21 protein-coding genes and 1 tRNA gene are annotated in these 22,203 nt (G+C 66.0%); 14 read left to right on the forward strand and 8 right to left on the reverse strand.

From position 1 onward, the window contains the following. The first annotated feature begins 72 nt into the window (after positions 1 to 72). Entirely contained in the window at positions 73 to 498 is a 426-nt protein-coding gene (locus tag ACWF5H_RS00770; RefSeq protein WP_364651783.1) for a hypothetical protein, read from the forward strand. Positions 499 to 547: 49 nt separating this feature from the next. On the opposite strand, the gene ACWF5H_RS00775 is transcribed toward ACWF5H_RS00770, so the two are convergent. The 3 genes from ACWF5H_RS00775 to ACWF5H_RS00785 are packed head-to-tail and all read right to left on the reverse strand — an operon-like array spanning position 548 to position 3,023. Then, positions 548 to 1,345, reverse strand: coding sequence for an enoyl-CoA hydratase/isomerase family protein (locus tag ACWF5H_RS00775; protein WP_452034206.1), 798 nt, complete (start codon positions 1,343 to 1,345; stop codon positions 548 to 550). 43 nt (positions 1,346 to 1,388) lie between these two features. Beyond that, positions 1,389 to 2,168, reverse strand: coding sequence for an inositol monophosphatase family protein (locus ACWF5H_RS00780; RefSeq protein ID WP_452034208.1), 780 nt, complete (start codon positions 2,166 to 2,168; stop codon positions 1,389 to 1,391). 51 nt (positions 2,169 to 2,219) lie between these two features. Further along, positions 2,220 to 3,023 carry a LysR family substrate-binding domain-containing protein gene (locus ACWF5H_RS00785; RefSeq protein ID WP_452034209.1) on the reverse strand — a complete coding sequence of 268 codons (804 nt, stop codon included), beginning with the start codon at positions 3,021 to 3,023 and terminating at the stop codon, positions 2,220 to 2,222. Positions 3,024 to 3,059: 36 nt separating this feature from the next. Here ACWF5H_RS00785 and ACWF5H_RS00790 point away from each other — a divergent pair, with 36 nt between their 5' ends. The 3 genes from ACWF5H_RS00790 to ACWF5H_RS00800 all read left to right on the forward strand — a co-directional run bounded on the left by ACWF5H_RS00790 (position 3,060) and on the right by ACWF5H_RS00800 (position 5,565). Then, on the forward strand, positions 3,060 to 3,434 hold the full coding sequence (locus ACWF5H_RS00790) for a DUF5997 family protein (RefSeq protein ID WP_452034211.1): 375 nt from the start codon (positions 3,060 to 3,062) through the stop codon (positions 3,432 to 3,434). Between the two features lie 107 nt (positions 3,435 to 3,541). Beyond that, on the forward strand, positions 3,542 to 4,924 hold the full coding sequence (locus ACWF5H_RS00795; protein ID WP_452034212.1) for a sensor histidine kinase: 1,383 nt from the start codon (positions 3,542 to 3,544) through the stop codon (positions 4,922 to 4,924). After that, positions 4,921 to 5,565 (forward strand): response regulator, encoded by a 645-nt coding sequence (locus ACWF5H_RS00800; protein WP_452034214.1) that lies wholly within the window; start codon positions 4,921 to 4,923, stop codon positions 5,563 to 5,565. Before ACWF5H_RS00795 ends, ACWF5H_RS00800 begins: the two co-directional genes overlap by 4 nt. A 153-nt stretch (positions 5,566 to 5,718) precedes the next feature. Here ACWF5H_RS00800 and ACWF5H_RS00805 read toward each other — a convergent pair. Further along, a tRNA-Leu gene (locus ACWF5H_RS00805) sits at positions 5,719 to 5,801 on the reverse strand. A 359-nt stretch (positions 5,802 to 6,160) separates the two neighbouring features. Here ACWF5H_RS00805 and ACWF5H_RS00810 point away from each other — a divergent pair. Genes ACWF5H_RS00810 through pknB form a run of 7 tightly spaced genes read left to right on the forward strand, consistent with a single transcriptional unit; the run spans position 6,161 to position 15,517 of the window. Then, positions 6,161 to 6,898, forward strand: coding sequence for an FhaA domain-containing protein (locus tag ACWF5H_RS00810; protein ID WP_452034215.1), 738 nt, complete (start codon positions 6,161 to 6,163; stop codon positions 6,896 to 6,898). Then, on the forward strand, positions 6,898 to 7,377 hold the full coding sequence (locus ACWF5H_RS00815; RefSeq protein ID WP_127513184.1) for an FHA domain-containing protein FhaB/FipA: 480 nt from the start codon (positions 6,898 to 6,900) through the stop codon (positions 7,375 to 7,377). The genes ACWF5H_RS00810 and ACWF5H_RS00815 overlap by 1 nt, the downstream gene beginning before the upstream one ends. Positions 7,378 to 7,379: 2 nt before the next feature. Then, positions 7,380 to 8,927 (forward strand): protein phosphatase 2C domain-containing protein, encoded by a 1,548-nt coding sequence (locus ACWF5H_RS00820; protein WP_452034216.1) that lies wholly within the window; start codon positions 7,380 to 7,382, stop codon positions 8,925 to 8,927. 3 nt (positions 8,928 to 8,930) lie between these two features. Continuing rightward, entirely contained in the window at positions 8,931 to 10,349 is a 1,419-nt protein-coding gene (locus tag ACWF5H_RS00825) for an FtsW/RodA/SpoVE family cell cycle protein (RefSeq protein WP_452034217.1), read from the forward strand. Further along, positions 10,346 to 11,794 carry a peptidoglycan D,D-transpeptidase FtsI family protein gene (locus ACWF5H_RS00830; protein WP_364651802.1) on the forward strand — a complete coding sequence of 483 codons (1,449 nt, stop codon included), beginning with the start codon at positions 10,346 to 10,348 and terminating at the stop codon, positions 11,792 to 11,794. Before ACWF5H_RS00825 ends, ACWF5H_RS00830 begins: the two co-directional genes overlap by 4 nt. Then, positions 11,791 to 13,563: a protein kinase domain-containing protein gene (locus tag ACWF5H_RS00835; RefSeq protein ID WP_452034218.1), complete on the forward strand. Its 1,773-nt coding sequence runs from the start codon at positions 11,791 to 11,793 to the stop codon at positions 13,561 to 13,563. The genes ACWF5H_RS00830 and ACWF5H_RS00835 overlap by 4 nt, the downstream gene beginning before the upstream one ends. A gap of 19 nt (positions 13,564 to 13,582) precedes the next feature. Beyond that, positions 13,583 to 15,517 (forward strand): Stk1 family PASTA domain-containing Ser/Thr kinase, encoded by a 1,935-nt coding sequence (gene pknB, locus ACWF5H_RS00840; protein WP_452034219.1) that lies wholly within the window; start codon positions 13,583 to 13,585, stop codon positions 15,515 to 15,517. Between the two features lie 47 nt (positions 15,518 to 15,564). On the opposite strand, the gene ACWF5H_RS00845 is transcribed toward pknB, so the two are convergent. Further along, positions 15,565 to 16,209, reverse strand: coding sequence for an aminodeoxychorismate/anthranilate synthase component II (locus ACWF5H_RS00845; protein ID WP_452034221.1), 645 nt, complete (start codon positions 16,207 to 16,209; stop codon positions 15,565 to 15,567). A 266-nt stretch (positions 16,210 to 16,475) separates the two neighbouring features. Here ACWF5H_RS00845 and ACWF5H_RS00850 point away from each other — a divergent pair, with 266 nt between their 5' ends. Both ACWF5H_RS00850 and ACWF5H_RS00855 read left to right on the forward strand, forming a co-directional pair. After that, complete coding sequence (locus tag ACWF5H_RS00850; RefSeq protein ID WP_127513190.1) at positions 16,476 to 16,727, forward strand: cell division protein CrgA; 252 nt, start codon at positions 16,476 to 16,478, stop codon at positions 16,725 to 16,727. A gap of 3 nt (positions 16,728 to 16,730) precedes the next feature. Further along, entirely contained in the window at positions 16,731 to 17,726 is a 996-nt protein-coding gene (locus ACWF5H_RS00855; protein ID WP_452034222.1) for a magnesium and cobalt transport protein CorA, read from the forward strand. A 98-nt stretch (positions 17,727 to 17,824) separates the two neighbouring features. On the opposite strand, the gene ACWF5H_RS00860 is transcribed toward ACWF5H_RS00855, so the two are convergent. The 3 genes from ACWF5H_RS00860 to ACWF5H_RS00870 all read right to left on the reverse strand — a co-directional run bounded on the left by ACWF5H_RS00860 (position 17,825) and on the right by ACWF5H_RS00870 (position 21,068). Next, positions 17,825 to 19,000 carry an NAD(P)-dependent malic enzyme gene (locus ACWF5H_RS00860; protein ID WP_364651811.1) on the reverse strand — a complete coding sequence of 392 codons (1,176 nt, stop codon included), beginning with the start codon at positions 18,998 to 19,000 and terminating at the stop codon, positions 17,825 to 17,827. Between the two features lie 604 nt (positions 19,001 to 19,604). Continuing rightward, entirely contained in the window at positions 19,605 to 20,462 is an 858-nt protein-coding gene (locus tag ACWF5H_RS00865) for a rhomboid family intramembrane serine protease (RefSeq protein WP_452034224.1), read from the reverse strand. 63 nt (positions 20,463 to 20,525) lie between these two features. Then, entirely contained in the window at positions 20,526 to 21,068 is a 543-nt protein-coding gene (locus tag ACWF5H_RS00870) for a peptidylprolyl isomerase (RefSeq protein WP_127513194.1), read from the reverse strand. A 119-nt stretch (positions 21,069 to 21,187) separates the two neighbouring features. Here ACWF5H_RS00870 and ACWF5H_RS00875 point away from each other — a divergent pair, with 119 nt between their 5' ends. Next, positions 21,188 to 22,198, forward strand: a complete 1,011-nt coding sequence (locus tag ACWF5H_RS00875; protein WP_452034225.1) for a hypothetical protein — start codon at positions 21,188 to 21,190, stop codon at positions 22,196 to 22,198. Positions 22,199 to 22,203: the final 5 nt, after the last annotated feature.

The following is a 22,203-nucleotide window of genomic DNA, read 5'->3' on the forward strand; positions in this document are numbered from 1 at the left end:
CATTGACATTCCCCGGCGTTCGGAGGATTCTAAAAATACTTATTCGGTTTTTAGAATTTACCGGAGGTTCCGATGGCTACCACGACTCCAACGCTGCAGCGGGTACGGACCGATCCCGCCTACGGCGCGTTCTGGATGCTCAGACTGGGATTCACCGTCCTGCCGATCCTGATGGGGCTGGACAAGTTTTTCAACCTGCTCACCAACTGGGAACAGTATCTGGCGCCGTGGGTTGTCAGCCTGCTCCCCTTCAGCGCCCACACCGCAATGCTGATTGTCGGCGTCATCGAGATCGCCGCGGGCATTTTGGTCTGGATCAAGCCCCGCTACGCCGCCTACGTTGTGGCGCTCTGGCTGGCGGGCATCATCATCAATCTGTTGACGCTGTCGGGGTTCTACGACGTGGCCCTGCGGGACTTCGGCCTGATGCTGGCAGCCCTGACTCTGGCACGCCTGGCCACCCAGTACGATCCGGCCTGGCGCCGCACCGCCCGCTGACCGATTCCGACCGGCCGGCTCCTGCCGAGCGGCCAGCCCGCGCCCGCCTTTAACGCCCGGTAAAGGCGGGCGCCGCCTTGTCCAGGAAGGCCTCCCGGCCGATCCGCGAATCCTCCGTGGTGAAGGCCTCGCCGAAGGCCCGGCGCTCCAGCCGGAGTCCCTCGGCAGTGGGAAGGCCGAGCGCCGCATCGACCGTCCGCTTGGCATTGGCGACGGCGGCCGGGGACTTCGCGGAAATCTCCCGGCAGGTAGCGGCCGCGGCGTCCAGCATGTCGTCCTTGGTGGCAAAAACGGCGTTGGCCAGACCGATCCGCAGCGCCTCATCGGCGCCGATGCTGCGGCCGGTGTAGATCAACTCCTTGGCCCTCCCGGGGCCGACCCGCTGCGGCAGCCGCACCGTTCCGCCAAAGCCCGGAATGAGGCCCAGCCCGACTTCCGGCAGGCCGAACTTGGCGTTCTGCGTGGCGTAGATAAAGTCGCAGGCCAGCGCCAGTTCCAGGCCCCCGCCCAAAGCGAACCCGTTGACGCAGGCGATCACGGGCAGGTCCAGGGTCTCGAGCACGCGGGTCAGATCCTGCATGGCCGCGCTGTGCGCCTCTGCTTCGTCGGGTCCCATCGATGCCAGTTCGCGGATATCGGCGCCGGCTGCGAACGCCTTCTCGCCGGCGCCGGTGATCAGGATGCTGCGGACTTCCTGGCCTTCGGGCGACCGGATGTCGGCAACGAACTGCGCCAGGTCGGCCACCACCTGGGTGTTCAGCGCGTTGAGCGAGGCGGGGCGGTTGATGACAATCGTGGCCAATTCGCCGAGGCATTCCAGCTGGAGGGTTTCATAGGTCTTTTCCACAGCCCCACTATGCCACGCCGGGCGGCACGGAAACCGGTGGCGGTCACCCCTGCAACAGGGTGACCGCCTCGGCCACCTGCTGCCGGCCGCCCGCCACCGACCAGCGGTAGCCACCGACCTCCACGACGGCGGTGGTCCCGCCTGCCGCTTCCACCAAGGCCTGGCCAGGCAGCCAGTCCCAGTCCGGCAGCCCCTGCTGGTACCAGACCCCGAACAGCCCGGCGGAGGTTGCGGCAAGCTCGCAGGAGGCCGACCCCCAGCTGCGGTAGGTGGCCGAACCCAGCAGCGTGCGCAAATAGGGTTCACCCGCGGCCTCGTCCCGCAGGTACGTGTGGTGCAGGTACGCCGCCGCGCAGCTGTCCGCCAAGGGTGCGCTGACGATTTCCCCCACCGGCAAGCCGTTCCGGACCGTGGGCAGGTCCCGGCCGCCCAGCCACAGCACGTCCTCGGCCGGGTGGTAGACGGCCCCCAGCCGGGATCCGGCGTCGTCGGTCAGAGCCAGCGCCGAGCACCAGTAGTGGCCGCCGGTCAAGAAGTTGTAGGTCCCGTCCACCGGGTCGATCACCCAGGTCCGGCCCGAGGCCCCCAGATGGTTGGAGCCTTCCTCGCCCAGGATGGAGTCGTCCGGCCGGAGCTCCCGCAGCGTGTCCACCACCAGCTTCTCCGCGGCGTGATCGGCAGCGGTGACCACGTCGGAGATGCTGGTCTTCTCCTCGAAAGTGGTCACCCCGGATCGCATGCCATTGGCCAGGGTGCCAGCGGCGCGCACCAGCCAGGCCGCAAGATCGGTATCGTCCAGATGGTCAGGGCTGCTCACGGTCATAGCTGAAGCCTAGCCAACGCAACCGTGAACCCGGCACGCCGCGGGCGGATGCTACCGGCGTCCGCGCCGCGGCCCGCGGCCCTTGGGCGTCCGTCCCCCGCCGGGCCTGCCCTTGCCCTGGCCGGATTGCTTGCCCGCCGCCGGTCCGGAGGTGCGTTCGCGCCGCGAGCCGGAACCCTTCCCCGCGTTGGCGCCCTTCGCCGCGCCGGAGGCTCCGCCGTCGTTCTGGGCAGCCTTTTTGCCCTTGGTGTTCCCCTGCTGTTCCTGCACCGATGGCTGGCGGGAACTGCGCGCCGTGCGGCCCCGGACAATCCCGATGAACTCCTCGATGGCGGCGTCCGTCCGGTCGGCCAGCCAAGCAATGCCAATCTGCGTTTCGGGCTGGTCGGTGACCGTCCGGTAGACCACGTCCTTGCGGTTGTAGAGCCGGGCCACGGACATGGGCAGGATCATCAGCCCTGCACCTGAGGCCACCACCTCGATGCCGGTCTTGGCGCCGCCCATTTCCGCCGGGTCCAGGAAGTTCTCGCCCGCGATCTCCTGGTAGGGCACCTCGTCGTCGTACAGGGCGATCTCGTGTTCCTTCGGCGCAACCACCACCGGCAGTTCGGCATACAGCGGGATGACGCTCAGGCCCTCGCGGTCCACCGGCAACCGCACAAAGCTCAGGTCTGCCCGGCCGTCGCGCAGGATGGTGGTCTGTTCCTCCTGCGCGCATTGGAACGCGGTCAGCGGGACGTCCGGCAGCCGCTCCGACCAACGGCGCGTCCACTTCCCCGGCGTCACCCCCGGGACGTAGCCAACCTTGAGTCCGGGCGGGGCCGGCGATTTCGGCTCGTGGTCTGCATCCTGCACTTCATCACCGTAGCGCAGGGCGGATAGGCTGGGCTCATGAGCGCGAAAACGTCCCAGTCCATGAAACCGGCCACGGCCGCCAAGAAACTGGGCATTTACCTGCCCGCGGCCCCGCAGGAGTTCCAGGACAGCCTGATTTCGCGCGAGGAGTTCAACAAGCTGCAGACGGATCCGCCGCATTGGCTGGCCGACCTGCGCCGCAACGGCCCGCATCCGCGGCCCGAGGTGGCCCGCAAGCTCAACGTCTCCATCTCCGGCCTGGCCCGCGGCGGCATTACTGAAGCGCTGACGACGGCGGAAATCACCGCGCTGCTGCAGGACCCGCCCCAGTGGCTGGTTGCCGAGCGCGCTTCTTTCGCGGCCGTGCGCGCGGAAGAGCAGCGCGTAAGGGAAGCCGGCAAGCAGGCCTGACCGGGCCGAGGAAAAGCACTCCGACCGCGCCATGCGGGGGTTAACCCCCGCAAGAAGCGGGGGCCCGCCTGCTTCTGCCGGCCGCACCGAGGTAGCAAGCTGTACTCATGACGAACATTGCGGCTTCGAATGCCGCCCTCCACGTGCCGGAACCCGCTGGCACCCGCCGGGTTGAAAGCCCCGCACCGTACCACTTCCTAACCGGTCTCTTCCAGCGCCAGACTTGGCGGGAGTTCCTCTACCACTTCGCCGCTCTGCTGCTGGCGCCCTTCGGCTTTGCCTACGCGGTGGCCACGGTCTCGCTGGGAGCGTCGCTGGCGGTAACGGTCGTCGGCCTGGTGGTGGCGGCGGCCCTGATTGCGGCGGCCCGCTACTGGGGAACCGTGCAGCGGTCACTGGCGGCATCGCTGCTGCAGCAGCACGTGGCGGAGCCGGTACCGTTCCGGCCGAAACGCGGCTTCTTCGGCTTCATCCGCAGCGGCCTGGCAGATTCCGCCGGCTGGCGGGCCATCGCCCACCAAGCGGTGTCGTTAGTGGTTTCGGTGACGGCTTTCTGCGTGAGCGTTACCTTCCTTGCCACCGGTCTCGGCGCACTGACGCACTGGTTCTGGTACCGCTACCTGCCGTTGCAGCAGGCCGCGGACGGCAGCTGGCACCGCGGCGCACAGCTGGGCATGGATTACTACCTTGACACTCCGCCCCGGCAATTGCTGCTGGCGGCCATCGGCGCCTTATTCCTCTGGCTGCTGTGGCCCGCGTTGAACCACGGCTTCGCCCGGCTGCAGGCCGTCTTGGCTGCCGGCCTACTGGGTCCCACCGCGGCGAGCCTGCGGCTGCGGGACGTGGAGCATTCGCGCAACCGCACCGTGGAAGACTCCGATGCCAGGCTGCGGCAGATCGAACGCGACCTGCACGATGGCACGCAGGCGCAGCTGGTGGCCATCGCCATGAAACTGGGCGATGCCCGTGACCGCTTGTCCGGCCAGGACACAGCGCCGGAGGTGGCGCATCTGCTGGAGAGCGCGCACGGCACCGCCAAGGACGCCTTGGTGGACCTGCGCGACCTGGCCCGCGGCATCCATCCGCCCGTCCTCAACGACGGACTGGCCCCCGCCCTCGAGACCCTGGCAGCGCAATCTCCCGTGCGGACATCGCTGGTGCTCAACATCGGCGCACGCCCGGCACCCGCCGTGGAAGCCACCGCATACTTCTGCGCCATGGAATTGGTGACCAATGCGGTCAAGCATGCCCGGGCCGGGCAGATCCGGATCAGTGTGCGCACCGCTGGCAACCGCCTTCAGCTGCAGGTGGGCGACGACGGGCGCGGCGGCGCGGCACTCTCCCGGCCGGCACCCAGCGGAAACCGCTCCGGCCTGGCCGGGCTCGCCGAGCGGGTTGCCGCCGTGGACGGCACGCTGCGGATCGAATCACCGGCCGGCGGACCAACCAACGTCACCATCGACCTGCCGTTGGATCCGGAGCGCCCGTGAGGATCGCCATCGCCGAAGACTCGGCCATCCTGCGCGCCGGCCTGGCCGAATTGCTGGCTGGCCGCGGCCACCACATCACCGCTGCGGTCAGCGATGCGGCGGCGCTGCTGGAGGCGGTAGCGGCCGAGGTCCCTGACGTGGCCATCGTGGACATCCGGATGCCGCCGACGCACACCGATGAGGGCATCCGCGCAGCACTGGAGCTTCGGCGGACGCATCCGGCCGTGGGCGTCCTGGTCTTCTCCCAATACGTGGAGACCCGCTACGCCGCCCGGTTGTTCGCCGACCGCCCGGCCGGCGTGGGCTACCTGCTCAAGGACCGGGTCGCCGAAGTGTCCTCGTTCCTGGACTCGTTGGAACGGATCCGAGCTGGGGAAACCGTGCTGGATCCCGAGGTGGTCGCCCAGCTGATGCGATCCTCCACGCGGCATCGGGGGCTGGATACCCTCACACCGCGCGAAGGCCAAGTGCTGGAGCTGATGGCCGAAGGCCGGACCAACGTGGCGATCGCCGAACGGCTCTTCTTGTCCGCCGGCGCGGTGGAAAAGAACATCACCGCCATCTTCGGCAAGCTGGGCCTAGCGGCGGCGCCCGGGGACCATCGCCGCGTGCTGGCCGTGCTTAAGTACCTGCAGGCCTAGGCCGCGGTTCAATCCCTGTGCAGCTTGCACACTAGCCGCTCGCGCGAGCAGGGGATAGGTGCATCAGCCCCGTCCGGCACAGCGAACCGCGTCGTCCAACGCGGGCGTTAACGGCAAGAGCCCCGGTCCGAAGACCGGGGCTCTTGCTCTGCGTGCGCGAGGGGGGATTTGAACCCCCACGCCCTTTCGGACACTGGCACCTGAAGCCAGCGCGTCTGCCGTTCCGCCACTCGCGCGCAGTTCGCCTGTTCCGTTGGGTCGAACCGTTTTTCCCGGTTCGCATTCCTCAAGAACAGCGAGATCAATAGTAGCGTGAAACAGGACCAAATTCCCAATCGGGGGTTCCAGCCCCCACTTTGCCGCACGGGCACGCGGATCCGAGGGCCTGAGCCGCCGCCGGGACCCGCCGTCGTCGCACTTTCCTTTGGTGAGGTTCACCACGTTGCCGCGCCGCCGCGCCTTGGGCAATCGTTACTGAATAGGGCCTTTTGGGACACGCACAAGTAGTATCGAATGGAAGAATCGCCAGACCGGTGTGCCCTGCCCGCTTCGTGCAGGCAGGCATGCAGGACGACAACAGGGAGGAGGCGGCCCGATGGGAATTCTGGACAGCATGGAACGCGGCATCGAAAAGATGGTCCGTGGCGCCTTCTCCGTGGGCGGCAAAGGCCAGGTGCAGCCGGTGGAGATTGCCAGCCGCCTGCGCCGTGAGCTGGACAATGGTTCCATCACCTTGGCCCAGGGCCGCACCCTGGCACCGAACGTCTTCGAGGTCAGGCTGGGCGACTCCGACTACGCCATGGCAGAACAATGGGGCGCAACCCTGGCCGAAGAACTCTGCGACGTGGTGATCCGGCACGTGAACAGCCAGAAGTACACACTGCAAGGCCCGGTCCGCGTTTCCTTCGCGAAAGACGGCGCCCTCAAGGGCGGCGAATTCGAAGTCCAGGCCACGGTGGTGAAGTCCGACGGCCACCAGCAGCGCCCGGCACAACGCAGCACACCCGCGGCACCGTCGCGGCAGCCCACCCAGCTGCAGGCCGTGCTCGAAATCAATGGCCAGCGGTACTCGCTCAACGCGCCCTCTATTGTGCTGGGCCGTTCCGCCGAGGCCGACATCATGGTCGACGACACCGGAGTCTCCCGCCGCCATCTGGAGATCCGCACCGAGGGCGGCTCCGCACTGGCCGTGGACCTTGGCTCGACCAACGGCAGCTACGTCAACGGCCAAAAGATCGTTGGCCAGACCGACCTCACGGACGGATCCGTCATCACCATGGGCCGAACCCGCATCACCTTCCGCCTGCTGCCAACACGGGGCGGCGCGGCCTAATGGGGGAGCTTGTTGTCACCGCTCTGCGGTTCGGTTTCCTGATCCTGCTCTGGATCATGATCATCAGCATCGTCTCGGCCCTGCGCCGCGACCTCCAGATCGGCAAGCGCAGCCGTACCGGCAGCCCCACCGCGCGGGAAGTGCGCAAGAATCCTGATCTGGCCGAAGCCGCCCCGGCACCCAGGGCCGCTCCGCGCCGGCTGGTGGTCACCGAAGGCCCGCTGGCCGGTCACTCGCTGGAGCTGGCCGCCAGCCCCATCTTGCTGGGGCGCGCCCAGGAAGCCACGCTCGTGCTGGAGGACGACTACGCCTCCGGCCGCCATGCCCGCCTCTTTCCGCAGGGCAGCCGCTGGTTCATCGAGGACCTAGGTTCCACCAACGGCACTTATCTGGCCGAAAACCAGCTGACCCGCGCCCTGCCCGTTGACCCGGGCGTTCCCATCCGGATCGGCAAGACGGTCATTGAGTTGAGGCCCTGACCGTGGCTCTGGTTCTGCGCTATGCAGCGCGGTCTGACGTGGGCATGACGCGTTCCAAGAACGACGATTCCGCCTACGCCGGCCGTTTTCTTGCCGTCGTGGCCGACGGCATGGGCGGCCATGCCGGCGGCGACGTAGCGTCTGCTTCCACCGTGCTGGATCTGGTCCATCTGGACCGCGCGGACCACCAGGAGCCGGCCACCGTGCTGGCCGACGAGATCCAGACCGCCAATTCCATCCTCTCGGAGCTGGTGCAGACCGATCCCAAGCTGGCCGGCATGGGCACCACCGTGACGGCCCTGCTGCTGCACGACGACAAGCTCGAATTCGCGCACATCGGCGACTCCCGGGCGTACCGGCTGAAGAACGGCATCTTTGAGCAGGTCAGCATTGACCACACCTTCGTCCAGCGGCTCATCGATGAGGGCCGGCTGCGCCCCGAAGAAGCCGAAATCCATCCGCACCGCAATGTGCTCATGCGCGTCTTGGGCGACGTCGATGCCAGCCCAGAGCTCGATCTGGCCAGCCACGACGCCGAACCGGGGGAGAAATGGCTGCTCTGCTCCGATGGGCTTAATGCGGTAGTGCCGGACCGCGTGGTGGAGTCCGTGGTGCGCAACGCCGCCACACTGCAGGACGCCGTGGACCAACTCGTGGAGCTCACGCTCGACGGCGGTTCTCCGGACAACGTGACCATTGTGATGATCGAAGTGGCCGAGGCTCCGGCCGCGGCCACCGACACCGCGTCCCTGAACCTCGCCCCGGAACGCCCGCTGGAGTCAGGGGCGGCCGACGACGGCGGTGCCTCCCCTGCCCCCGCTGCGCCGGCGGCCGGTACGAGCGCCACTTCGGACGATGCCCCTGCCATCCCGGCTGGCGACGAGGTACCGGGCGAACCCGCGGAACCACACGAGGCGATCCGCGCCGACGCCATCCGGCGCGAGCTGGGAACTCGGCCGCACGTGCTGGTGGGTGCGGCGGCCCTGGCCACGGAAACCGGACAGATCCCGATCGTCACGGCCCATTCCAACAAACGGCGCGCCGCGGCGCTGTTGACCCATAAGGCCCCGGAGGAACCCGAGGCATCCGAGGTCGAAGCCTCCGCACCGGTCCGCAGGCCGTGGCTGATCCCCGCGTTCCTGACCGTCATGTCGCTGCTGCTGGTAGCCGTGCTGTGGTTCGGCTACCTGTGGACCCAGACGCAGTACTTCGTCGGCTCGTCCGAGGGCCGGGTGGCCATTTTCAACGGCGTCTCGCAGAACTTCGGGCCGATTGACCTATCGCATGTGGACACGGTCTACAACATCCCGCTGGAGAGCCTGCCCGTCTATCAACAGCAGCGGCTGAATTCGAGCATCTCCGCGCGGGACCTGGTGCATGCCGAGCAAATTGTGGAGCAGCTGCGGATCAGCAGCCAGCGGAACTGCCCCGAACCGGGTCCCAGCCCCAGTGCCGTACCGACGGACCGGCCCAGCGTCGCTCCGAGCGCCGCGCCGAGTCCGGCTGCCAGTCCGGGAGCCGCCCTGCCGCCGGAATGTGTAGGTGGATAAGCCATGAGTAACATCCAGACGGCGCCCCGTTCGCGGCGCAACACCGAACTCCTCCTGCTCCTGCTGGCGCTGGTGGTCGGCATCGGCGCCAACATGTTGGTGGGACTGGACCAGGACCGAGCCTTCGACAGCGATTTCTTCACTCAAGGCATCACCCTGATCGTGCTGGTCCTCGTGGTGCATGTGGTGCTGCGTCTCCGCGCCAAATATGCCGATCCGGTAATACTTCCGATCGTGACCGCCTTGAACGGCATCGGCTTGGCGATGATCCATAGGCTGGACATTGCCACCGGCGACTCCGCGGCAACCCGCCAACTGTTCTGGACCGGCGTGGCCATCGCCGTCGTCGTGGCTGTGATCTGGCTGTTGCGCGACCATCGCGTCCTGCGCCGCTTCACTTACCTTTCCCTGATCGCCAGCGCTGCCCTGCTCATCTTTCCGCTGTTGCCCTTCGTCGGCATGGAGGTCAACGGCGCCAGGATCTGGGTCAATCTGGGATTCGCCACCTTCCAGCCGGGCGAAATAGCCAAGATCACGCTCGCTATATTCTTCGCCGGGTATCTATCCACCAACCGGGACCTCATCCTGCTGGCCGGCCGCAAAATCGGTCCGCTGCAGCTGCCGCGCTGGCAGGATATGGGACCCATGCTGGCAGCCTGGCTGGTCAGCATCGGCGTGCTGGTCTTCCAGCGTGACTTGGGTTCCTCCATCCTGTTCTTCGGCCTGTTCATGGCGATGATCTACGTGGCCACCAGCCGGGTCAGCTGGGTCATCATCGGCCTGCTCATGATCGCCGTGGGCGGCTTCGTGGCTTTCCAGCTCTTCCCGCATGTCACCAACCGCATCAACAGCTGGATCAAGGCCTTCGACCCGGAGGTCTACAACGCGATCGGCGGCAGCCACCAGATTGTCCAAGGCCTGTTCGGGCTGGCAAGCGGCGCGCTCACCGGGACCGGCCTCGGCCAGGGCCGCCCCGACCTGGTGACCTTCGCCAACAGCGACATGATCATTGCCGCGCTCGGCGAAGAGCTCGGGCTGATCGGTCTCTCCGCCATTGTGATGCTCTATGTCCTCCTGATCAGCCGCGGCATCCGCGCTGCCCTGGGCAGCCGCGACGCCTTCGGCAAGCTGCTGGCCACCGGGCTCTCCTTTACGTTGGCGCTGCAGTGCTTCGTAGTGATCGGCGGCGTCACCCGGCTCATCCCGCTGACCGGCCTGACCACACCGTTCCTAGCGGCCGGCGGCTCCTCGCTGCTGGCCAACTGGCTGATCGTTGCCCTGCTGCTGCTCATTTCCGACGCGGCACGCCGCCCCACCATGACCGGCCCGGCAAACGGCAGCCGTCCCCCGGCTGACCGGCCGGGGCGCCGCAGCAAGTCCGACGAACGGAACACCGGATCCACGGAGGTGATCCAGCCATGAACCAGGCCATCCGCAATACTTGGATCGTCGCCCTCGCGATGTTCGCGCTGCTCTTCGGATCGCTCACGGTGGTGCAGTTCTTTGAGGCCGAGAACCTCAACGCGAACCCCTGGAACAGCCGGACGATCTATAAGGACTTCGACAAGAACCGCGGCGCCATTCTGGTGGACGGCGACCCCATCGCCGAGTCGGTTCCGTCAGACGACGAGTTTGCCTACCAGCGGGTCTACAACGAACCCGAGCTCTATGCGCCGATCACCGGCTTCTACTCACTGGTTTATGCCTCCACGCAGATGGAGTCGGCGATGAACGACCAACTCTCCGGCTCGGGCGACGAGTTCTTCTACGAACAGATCATGCAGATGTTCTCGGGGGGCCAGGTTGAAGGCGCGTCAGTGGAGCTGACCCTGGACGCCGAATTGCAGCAGCTGGCCTGGGACCTGATGCCCGACGGCGTGAAGGGCTCAATCGTCGTGATGGAGCCGGACACCGGCAACATCCTCGCGATGGTGTCCAAGCCCAGCTTCGACCCGAACGAGCTCGCCGGCCACAACACCGAAGAGGTTACGCAGAACATGGCGGGGCTGGAGGAGGTGCCTGGCCTGTCGCCGTTCATCAACGCGGCCAACGAGAGCCTGCTGGCACCCGGGTCCGTCTTCAAGCTGGTGGTAGCGGCAGCCGCGCTGGAGTCCGGAAAGTACGACGCCGACAGCAAGCTGGACAACCCTCCCACGCTGAAGCTTCCGGGCACCAACGTTGAGCTGCCGAACTACGTCAACGGCGGCTGCGCCGCCCGAACCACCGCCGATTTCTCCTTTGCCCTGGAGCAGTCCTGCAACACTCCGTTCGCTCAGATCGCCATGGATCTGGGTGAAGACGCGATCGCGGAGCAGACGGCTAAGTTCGGCTACGGCGAGTCCTACCAGATCCCCACCCACGTCACTGCCAGCCGGTTCCCCACCGGCATGAGCGATGACCTGCTCGCCCAGTCGGCCATCGGGCAGTACGACGTGCGCGTGACGCCGCTGCAGGTGGCAATGACGTCTGCCGCCATTGCGAACGACGGCGTGCTGATGAAGCCGAATCTGGTCCGCACGGTCCGTGCGCCCGACCTGCGGGTCATGGACAGCCCGAAGCCCGAAGAGCTTCAGCGTTCCCTTTCCGCCGACAACGCCAAGCTGATCCAGGACTGGATGGTCAACGTAGTGGACCGCGGTATCGGCGGGCGCGCGGCGATCCCTGGCGTGGAAGTAGCTGGCAAGACCGGCACGGCGGAACTTATGGCCGGCGAAGAAGGCAACAACTCCTGGTTCACCGGCTTCGCACCGGCGGACGACCCCAAAGCTGTCGTATCAGTGGTCTTCGAAGACGTCGATGTGGCTACCGGTTCTTCTCTCGCAAGTACAAGTGCTAAGCAACTCCTAGAGGCGGTGTTAAATAAGTGAGACCTACCTCGGGTATCACATTAGGCGGCAGGTACCAGCTCACTGAACGTATCGCCATCGGCGGCATGGGTGAAGTCTGGAAGGCACAGGACCAGGTCCTGGGCCGCATCGTCGCCATCAAGATCCTCAAGGAGGAGTACACCGGGGACCCGGGCTTCCTCAACCGCTTTCGCGCCGAGGCCCGACACACGGCGCTGCTGAACCATATCGGCATCGCCAACGTCTTCGATTACGGCGAAGAGGCCGGATCCGCCTATCTGGTGATGGAACTGGTGCCGGGCCACCCACTCTCAGCCATCATCGAGCGGGAACGGGTGCTCTCGCCGGACCGGACGCTGTCAATCATCACCCAGACGGCCAAGGCGCTTGCCGTTGCCCACGCCCAGGGACTGGTGCACCGCGACGTCAAGCCCGGCAATCTGCTGATCACGCCCGAGGGACGGGTGAAAATCACCGATTTCGGCATTGCCCGGCTCGCGGACCAGGTTCCGTTGACCGCTACCGGACAGGTCATGGGCACCGCCCAGTATCTCGCCCCCGAACAGGCAACCGGACAAACAGCCACCGGGCAGAGCGATATCTATTCTCTGGGTGTAATCGGTTACGAGTGCCTTTCCGGTTCCCGGCCGTTCTCCGGTGAGTCGCAGATCGCCATCGCCTTGGCCCAGGTCAACGACACTCCTCCGCCGCTGCCGGAGTCGCTTCCGCGGCCGATCCGCGCACTGCTGATGTCGATGCTGGCCAAGGACCCGGCCGACCGTCCCGCCACCGCCGAAAAGCTTGCGGAGGCGGCCGACGCCATCCGCGCCGGCGACATCCGCGCCGCCGAGGCCGCCGTTCCCGGCATGCTGCTGTTCGAGGGGGACGACCGCACCGGTTTGATGACCGCCCCGGTGCCGACCACCGGAACCGCTCCCACCCAAGCGGTCAGCGCCGGAACCTCCCAGCTGCCGGCCGTGGCCGGCGCCGAAGCCGCCGGCCTTGGCGCCGAACGGAACTGGACCGACGAGGATCTTGACAGCGACGAACCGGAGGAGACGCCGCGCCGCCAGCAGAAGAAGCGCAGCCCGTGGACCTGGCCACTGATTGGCCTGATCCTGCTTGTCCTTTTCGCCGTGGCCGGAGCGATTCTGCTGCCCATGCTGACGCCCACCGGCGGTGCCGAGTCGTCCTCGTCCGCCTCCAGCTCAGCATCACGGTCGTCCACGAAGACAACTTCTGCCCCGCCGACCGAGACACAGAGCGAGACACCAAGCGAAACACCGACGGTGGAGACCAACCAGCTGTCGGCCAATTCGTTCTTGGGCCGGCCGTTCAGCGACGTCCGCTCGGAACTCGAAAACATGGGTTACCAAGTGGTCCCCGACCCGGTGGAAAGCAGCGAATCCGAAAACACCGTCATTGACATCTCGCCGACCGGCACGGTGGAAGTCGGCAAAGCGATCACCGTCACGTATTCCACGGGCCCCGGGAAGGTAACCATTCCCGGCGGCCTGGCCGGTCAGTCCGAGCAGCAGGTGCGCGAAGCCCTGATCGGCCTCGGCCTGGTCCCGCAGCCGGCTGGCGAAGAGCCGAGCGACACCGTACCCGCCGGGAACGTCATCAGCCTCTCACCGGATTCGGGCGAGGTTCAGCCAGGAACCGTCGTTAATTACGTCCTCTCCAGTGGGCCCGAGCAACCAGAGCAAACGCCCGAACCGACCCAGAGCGAGACACCCGCGGCCAAGGCACCGCCGACGACCGGTCCCGATAAGGCTGGTCAGCCATGAGCGGATCCCGGTCGGTCTGATGGAAGGAAGACAACCAGTGGACTCGCCGCGCATACTGGCTGGCCGCTACGAGGTTGGTGAACTCATCGGTCGCGGCGGCATGGCCGACGTGCTGTTGGGCCGCGACATCCGCTTGGGTCGCTCGGTGGCGATCAAGCAACTGCGCGCCGACCTTGCCCGCGACCCGATGTTGCAGTCCCGCTTCCGGCGGGAAGCCCAGGCAGTAGCCGGTCTGAACCACCCGGCGATCGTTGCCGTCTACGACACCGGCGACATGGATTTGCCCGGGGGAGCGGCGCACGACGTCAAGGTCCCGTTCATTGTGATGGAGTACGTCCAAGGCCGGACGCTGCGTGAGTTCATCAGGGGCCACGAGCTGGGCATAGATGACTCGGTCGGCTACACGCTCGGCATCCTTGCTGCGCTCGAATACAGCCACCGCTCGGGCATTGTGCACCGGGACATCAAGCCCGCCAATGTGATGGTCACGCCGGACGGCAGCGTCAAGGTCATGGACTTCGGCATTGCCCGGGCGCTGGCCGACTCGGCAGCAACGATGACGCAGACCCAGGCTGTGCTGGGAACCGCCCAGTACTTGTCTCCGGAGCAGGCCCGCGGCGAAACCGTTGACGCCCGCAGCGACCTGTACTCGGCAGGCTGCCTGCTCTACGAAATGCTTGCCGGCAGGCCCCCCTTTATCGGCGACAGCCCGGTCTCGGTGGCTTACCAGCATGTCCGTGAGCTTCCCGAACCGGCCAGCCGCTTCAATCCGGAGGTGACACCGGCGCTTGATTCCGTGCTGGAGCATGCGCTGCAGAAGGACAAAGCCGACCGGTACCAGACCGCCGCGGCATTTGCCGAAGCGCTGCGCGCGGCCTTGAACGGTGTCCTCCACCAGGCGGCAGGTGCCGCAACCGAAGCGTTCCCGGCCCAGGCCCCGGCCACTGAACTGATCACGCAGCAGGCGCACGCGGTGTCTGAGCAGACTTCGGCGCTGTCCCCCTCGGATTACACGCTCGAGGACGACAGCGCTCCCCACACTGCCTCCTATGACCGTGAGCAGATGCCCGCCGCGCTGGCCGTGGGCAATGAATACGACATCGAACCCGAACGCCGGGCAAAGCGCCGAGCCTGGACTGTGACGCTGTTGATCGCTCTCCTGCTGGTGCTGGTGGGCGGGGGCTATTACCTCTACAACGTGCTGGTGCAGAACGCCGCTCCGGAAACCGTTGCCGTTCCTGCGGTGGCAGGTTTGGATGAAAATGCGGCCACCAATGCCATTTGGGAGGGCGACCTCAGGCCACGTGTGGAACTGGAGTACAGCAACGACGTCGAGAAGGGGATGGTGACCCGCACCAACCCCGGAGTCGGTGAGCAGGTGGAACCGGGCAGCCAGGTGTTGGTTTACATCTCACAAGGCAACGAATTCACCACCATCCCCGACAATCTGGCCGGCCGGACTGAAGCCGAAGTCCGGGACAAGCTCCGGCAACTGGGTCTGGAGCCGGGGGACAGCGAACCGGCGAACAGTGCCACCCTTCCGCGGGGCAACGTGGTCACCACAAAGCCCGCTCCCGGCAAGAAGGTGAAGACCGGTTCCAACGTGGACCTGATCGTGTCGAACGGATTGGTCAGCGTTCCCAACATGGTGGACGAAACCGTCGAAGACGCGGGAGCCATGCTCGATGATGCCGCCGTCGCCCTGCCCTACCGGGTGGAAGAGGTCGAGAACGAAGTGGTCAAGGCAGGCACCGTCGTCGGGCAAAGCGTCAAGGCCGGCGCCAACGTCGAACAAGGCACCGAGATTGTCCTCACGGTCGCGGTCGAACCTGCCTCGCCCGAGCCGGAAACCGACAAGGGATCGGATCAGGGCAATGACCGCGGCAATGACGGGGACGGCGACAGCGGGGACGGGAACAACTCGGACACCGGGAACGGCCGCGGCAACGACTAACGGCGCGGCGCCGGGACGGCCGGAGACTGTCTTCGGCGCCGGGCTGGTCAGTGGGAGATCAGCGGGCTGAGCGTGGCCGCTAGTTCAGCGGTTCCCTCGGCGCCCAGCGATTCCAGCCAGTTGCCCAGCATCAAGTAGCCGCCTTCGGTCAACACCGATTCGGGATGGAACTGCACCCCCCACAGCGGTGCGCTGCGGTGGGCCAGGCCCATGACCACGCCGCTGTCGGTCTCCGCGGTGATCTCGAGCTCGGCCGGGATGGTGCTGCGCACCGCTGCCAGCGAATGGTAGCGGGTGGCGGTGAACGGGTTCGGCACGCCCTCGAAGGCGTTCTGGTTGCGGTGGGTGACCTCGGACGTCTTGCCGTGCATCAGTTCGGGAGCGTGGGTCACGGTGGCCCCATAGGCCTCGGCCAGCGCCTGATGACCGAGGCACACACCGAACATCGGCTTCGCCTCCCGGCCGCACCAGCGGATCAGCTCGATGCAGATGCCGGCTTCCGCCGGCGTTCCGGGGCCGGGGGAGACCAGGACGCCGTCGCGGGCCCCCGCCAGTTCCACCGCCTCATCCAGCGTGACGTCGTCGTTCCGCACCACTGTGGTTTCCGCACCCAGCTGCTGCAGGTAGGCGACCAGGGTGTAGACAAAACTGTCATAGTTATCGATGACGAGGATGCGCGGGGACTTGCTCATGTGACGATCGGGCCAATCGTGGAGTCATTGCGGACGGGAGACGGGTGGAGCCGGCGGCCGGCCCCGATCCGGAGACGGGAGCCCTGCGCCAACCAGCAGCACTCCACTATGATCTGCCCGCGGCAGCGGTCCCGGCAAATGCGCGGCGGCGAACGTCACACAGATTGGCTAGACTAAACAGCTAGACGGCCCGGCGGCGGCGGACTCGCAAGGGAGCCTGCAGCCGGTCCGGCCACGCTAACCGCCCCTGATGCCCCGGAGGATCTGTGCCCGAGTCGAAGCGCCGCAAGAGGACCGAACGGCGTCCCGAAGAGTTGACCGCCAAGGGCAACCAGCCCAATGCTGTCTGGTTCAAGCCGGTCATGTTCGGCCTCATGATCATCGGCCTGCTGTGGATCATCGTTTTCTACATCACCCAGGGAGCCTGGCCGCTGCCCGCCGCAGGGTCGTGGAACATCATGATTGGTTTCGGCATCGCCATCGCCGGATTCCTGATGACGACCAGGTGGCGTTCGTAGGCAGTGGTGCTGGTCGATAACGGCATCTACGTGGACGGCGTACGTGCCGCCACCCCGGAAAGCCTGGAGCAGACGTTCAGCGAACTGCGCCGGTACGGAGGTATGGTGTGGATCGGCCTCTACCGGCCAAGCGAGCCCGAACTGGCCACCGTTGCCGCCGAGTTCGATCTGCATTATCTGGCGGTAGAAGACGCCCTGCGCGGCCATCAACGCGCCAAACTGGAACGCTACGGCAGCACGCTGTTCGCCGTGCTCCGGCCCGCCCGCTACATCGACGAGACGGAGAAGGTGGAGTTCGGAGAACTGCACACCTTCATGGGGCAGAACTTCCTGATCACCGTCCGGCACGCCGAATCGCCGGATCTGTCGCGCGTACGGCATCGGATGGAAGCCGCACCCGAACTGTTGGCCGCCGGCCCGCAGGCTGCGCTCTACGCAATCGTGGACCAGGTTGTGGATGAGTACGAACCGGTGGTGCTGGGCCTGGAGAATGACGTCGACGAAATCGAGGACCAACTCTTCGGCGGTGACCCCAACGTTTCGCGGCGGATTTACGAGCTGCTGCGCGAAGTCATCGAGTTCCAGCGTGCCATCCAACCGCTGGAGGGGATCATCTCCATCCTGCACCGCGGCCCGGAGGACCACGCGCTGGACCTGGAAGTGGCCCGCGGACTGCGCGACGTCCAGGACCACGTGATCCGGCTGAACGAGCGCGTCAATGCCTTCCGGGCCGTCCTGCAGAATGCCTTGAGCCTCAGCTCGACGCTGCAGGCCCAGAAACTCACGGAAACCAGCGTCGCCCAAAACGAGCAGGTCAAGCGGATCTCCTCCTGGGCGGCCATTCTCTTCGCGCCGACCCTGGTGGCCGCGATCTATGGGATGAACTTCAAGGCGATGCCCGAACTTCACTGGCCGCTGGGCTACCCCTTCGCCTTGTTCCTGATGGTCCTGACCGCCTTCGGACTGTACTGGTTCTTCAGACACAACAAATGGCTCTGACCGGCCGCTGACCGGGTCCAGAGGCGTGGAGCCCGCTCCCGGATGCGGGAACGGGCTCCTGGCCGGTTAGGGCTGCGGCGAACTACCGACTGGGGCGGTCAGCCTTCAACGACGGCGGACATCACGGCGGCTGTAACCGCCGGAGCGACCCGCGAATCCAGCGGGCTGGGAATGATGTAGTCCGCGGCAAGGTCATCCCCGACGATGCCGGCAATGGCGTCGGCCGCTGCTACCTTCATGGCGGACGTGATCCGGCGGGCACCGGCATCCAGAGCGCCGCGGAAGATGCCCGGGAAGGCCAGCACGTTGTTGATCTGGTTGGGGAAGTCGCTGCGGCCGGTGGCTACTACCTTGGCGAACTTGGCCGCGGTCTCCGGGTGCACTTCCGGGTCGGGGTTGGACAGCGCAAAGATGATGGCGTCGTCGGACATCTTCTCCAGCGTCTCTTCCGGGATCGTGCCGCTGGAGACGCCGATGAAAACGTCGGCTCCATCGAGTGCTTGGGCGCTGCCGCCGGTGGTGCCGCGTGGATTAGTGCGGGCCGCGTAGGCGGCCTTGATGTCGGTCAGGTCGCCGCGGTCGCTGTGGATGATGCCGCGTGAGTCCAGCAGCGTTACATCCGCAATGCCGGCAGCCAGCAGGATCTCGGCGACGGCGATGCCGGCGGCGCCCGCTCCGGAGATGACCACCTTGAGCGAGGACAGCTCGCGATTGACCACCTTGGCGGCATTGGTCAGGGCGGCCAGAGCGACGACGGCGGTGCCGTGCTGGTCGTCATGCATGACCGGCATGTCCAGTGCTTCGATCAACCGCGCTTCCAGTTCGAAGCAGCGCGGCGCGGAAATGTCCTCAAGGTTCACGGCACCGAAGCTCGAACGCAGCCGTACCAAGGTCTCGATGATCTCGTCGACGTCAGTGGTCTCCAGGACCAGCGGAATCGAGTCCAGCCCCGCGAACTGCTTGAAGAGGGCGGCCTTTCCTTCCATCACCGGCAGCGATGCGGCCGCACCGATGTTGCCCAGCCCCAGGACCGCAGTACCGTCGGAGACGACGGCCACCAGACGTGAGGCCCACGTGTACTTCTGTGCCAGTTCAGGATCCGTATTGATCGCACGGCTGACCTGGGCTACTCCCGGGGTGTAGGCGATGGAAAGGTCGCGCTTGGTCTCCAGCGGGGCTGTGAGGCCGATCTGCAGCTTGCCACCCTCGTGGGCGCTGAAGATTTCCTCGCTGGTGAGATCGATTCGTGCGGAGTTGCCGGTTTCGGTAGTCACGTGTGTTTCCTTCTGTTGATCCTTCCCATCACGGAAGGGCGCATGGGTGGCCAGGCCGGGCACAGGCTGACAGGAGCAGGTCCTCGAGGAGACCCGGCAGGCCGTGCAAAACGCGTGGGGCGCGGCACCTTCGATTCGACTGTCAGCTGGGTTCGGGACGGCCGCGCAGCCCTTGGCTGGTCGAGCCAGGGACCGGATCTTTAAGATTACCCGACGGCCGGGTTGGCACGCCCGCTTGTGTCTTTTGCCCGCCGATTGTGTCGCCCCTGCGGGGTATTGCATGCGAACCTGCTGGGGATGCTGCCTAGGTTGTCCACGTTTTCACAGGTGTAGACCGAAGTTATCCACAAGGGTGTATAACTTTGGGGATTATTCCCGGCTTTGCCCTTCCATCGCCGGATTCGCGTTATCCACACCTGTGGAACTACATGTGTGTAACTTATCCTCACTGTGGACAACGCCTGTGGATAAAAACGTTTATCCACGATCAGAAGATCGAAATTTTCCACAGTTGCACCCACAGGATGGGGACAAAATAAGGCGGGCAGGCACTGCATCCGTGGGTGGCCGCGGTGCCTGCCCGCCTCTGGCGGACCCGGACTGCTCAGCCGAAGGCCTTCAGCGCCGTCACTGCTACCAGGACCAGGAAGATGGCTGTGAGTCCGGCGAACTGCACAACGTTCCGGTTCTTCCCCCTGGGGGCGTAGGCCAGGACCACTGCTGACAGCGCTCCGACCAGCAGGCCGCCCAGATGCGCCTGCCAGGCTATGCCGGCCACCACAAACCCCAGCACGGCGTTAATGCCGATCAGCACCAATAGCGACCTCACTTCGCCGCCACGCTGCCGCTGCACTATGAACAAGGCGCCGAAGAGTCCAAAGATCGCTCCGGAGGCGCCGACCACTGGAACATTGGGCGCCGACAGCAGAAGCACGCCGACCGATCCGCCGAAGCCGGACAACAGGTACAGCGCCAGGAACCGCAGGCGCCCCAGCAGCGGCTCCAGGTGCCGGCCCAGAATCCACAGGGCGTAGAGGTTGAAGGCGATGTGCAGCAGGAAGTTCGGCGAATGCAGGAAAGCCGAGGTGATCATTCGCCACGGTTCCGCCGGCAGGTACGGGTTCGGAAGGGTGTACAGCGGCGCATACAAGAACTGCTCGGTGAAGCCCGGGATAACCCACTGCAGCAGATAAGCCACGGCGCAGATGCCGATCAGGGTCAGCGTCACCACCGGCCGGCCCATCGTCGCGGCTCCGCCGTAGACGGTACGGACCGCCGGCGTGCTCCGGGAGGTTTCCCTGACGCAATCGACGCACTGGATGCCTACCGAAGCCGTGCGCTGGCACTCCGGGCACGCCGGACGTCCGCAGCGCTGGCAGCGCACATAGGAGACGCGGTCTGGATGCCGCGGGCAGACTGGGACATCGGTCTGCGGCGGTTCGGCCGGCATTCCGTAGGACATGGAGGCGCTCCTGCTGGGACATTGGTCCCCGCCCGGTGCTCCGGGCGGGGACGGTAGGCAAACTTAGAGCTGCTCTACGGTGATGTTCTTGATGACCACATCTTCCAGCGGCTTGTCACGCATGTCCGTGGCCACGGCATTGAGGGAATCGACGACGGCGCGCGAGGCCTCGTCGGTGACGTCGCCAAAGATCGTGTGCTTGCCCTGGAGCCAGGTGGTGGGAACGGTGGTGATGAAGAACTGCGACCCGTTGGTGCCGCGGCCGCCCTGGATGCCTGCGTTGGCCATGGCCAGCTTGTAGGGCTCGTTGAAGTCAAGGTCCGGGTTGATCTCGTCGTCGAACTGGTAACCCGGGCCGCCGATGCCCTGGCCCAGCGGGTCTCCGCCCTGGAGCATGAAGTCCTTGATGATGCGGTGGAAGATGACGCCGTCGTAGAGGGGAGCGTTGGTCTCTTCACCGGTTTGCGGGTGCTTCCAAGTGATCTCGCCGGTGGCCAGTCCCACGAAGTTCTTCACGGTCTTCGGGGCATGGTTGCCGAACAGATTCACCACGATGTCGCCGTGGTTGGTGTGGATAGTGGCCTTAGCGGTTGCAATAGCAGTCATGGCACCATTCTTCCACGCCGTTTTGCGCCGGAGCCCGCCAGTGGCCGGTTCCGCGGTGAGTGAAAATCCTGCGTATTCCTTTGCCGGCATAGCCGTGTCCAACCACACGAAGTAGGCTGATGAGCGACCGTCACCATTTCCGGGAGGTAGTTGTGAAGAAATCCGATCGAGTAGCCCGCGAAGCAGAAGGCAACGTTTTGGTCGCCGTAGAAACGGCGAAGGACTGGGCCTCTCCCAAGGTGGAAGCCGCTTTGAACTGGGCCGTCCCGCGGATCGAAAAAGGTATTGGAACCGCAGCCAAGGACCTCTCCCACGGCGTGGCCACAGTGACGCCGCGCATCCAGGGCGGGTTGGACAGCTTGGCACCCAAGATTGCCCAGGCCATGGACGAGGCGGCACCGCGGATCCAGGTCACCCTTGACCGTGCGACCCCCGCCATCACGCATGCCCGTGACAAGGTGGTCGGCGAGTACATACCGACCGTCTCCGCCCGGCTCGGCGCAACCGCGGACCAGGTCGCCAGGACCTTGGACAAGACGGCCGTACCCGTCTCCGTCCAGGCCGCTGTGAAGAAGGCAGGCGGATCCAAACGAGCCCTGAAGAGAGCCCAGAAGGCGGCCGCCGAAAGCGCCAAGCAGGCCGCCAAGAAGCTGAACAAGGCCCAGAAGGCGGCTGCCGGGAGCGCCAAGCTGGCCGCCGCCAAGGAGTTGAAGCAGCAGCATAAGGGCCGAGGCGGCAAGGGTTGGCTGATCGTCGGCATTCTCGCCGCCGCAGCCGTGGCAGCGGTGGCCGCCTGGCGCGCTGCCCGGCCCGTCGAGGATCCGTGGAAGACACCGGTCCAGCCCACCACCCCGGCTGCCTCCCCGGTGCCGGGACCGACCGCCTCCAAGGCGGCACCAACAACTGCAGCGACTACGACCGGAACCACTCCTGCTGCGGCACCTGCCAAGCATGCTGTGGACACCGCGGGTACAGATGCTGCAACGGGCACGACTGCCACGGGCCAATCGGGTTCGGCGGCCGGCGGCGCCAAGGGCACCGGCAACGGCACCTCCCGCTCGGCGCGGTCGGCCGGTCAGAAGGCCGCCGAAGCAGCAGACAAGGCGGAAGAGAAGGACGTTAAGGAGTAGATCCT

The sequence above is a fragment of the Arthrobacter sp. NPDC055138 genome (assembly GCF_053607305.1).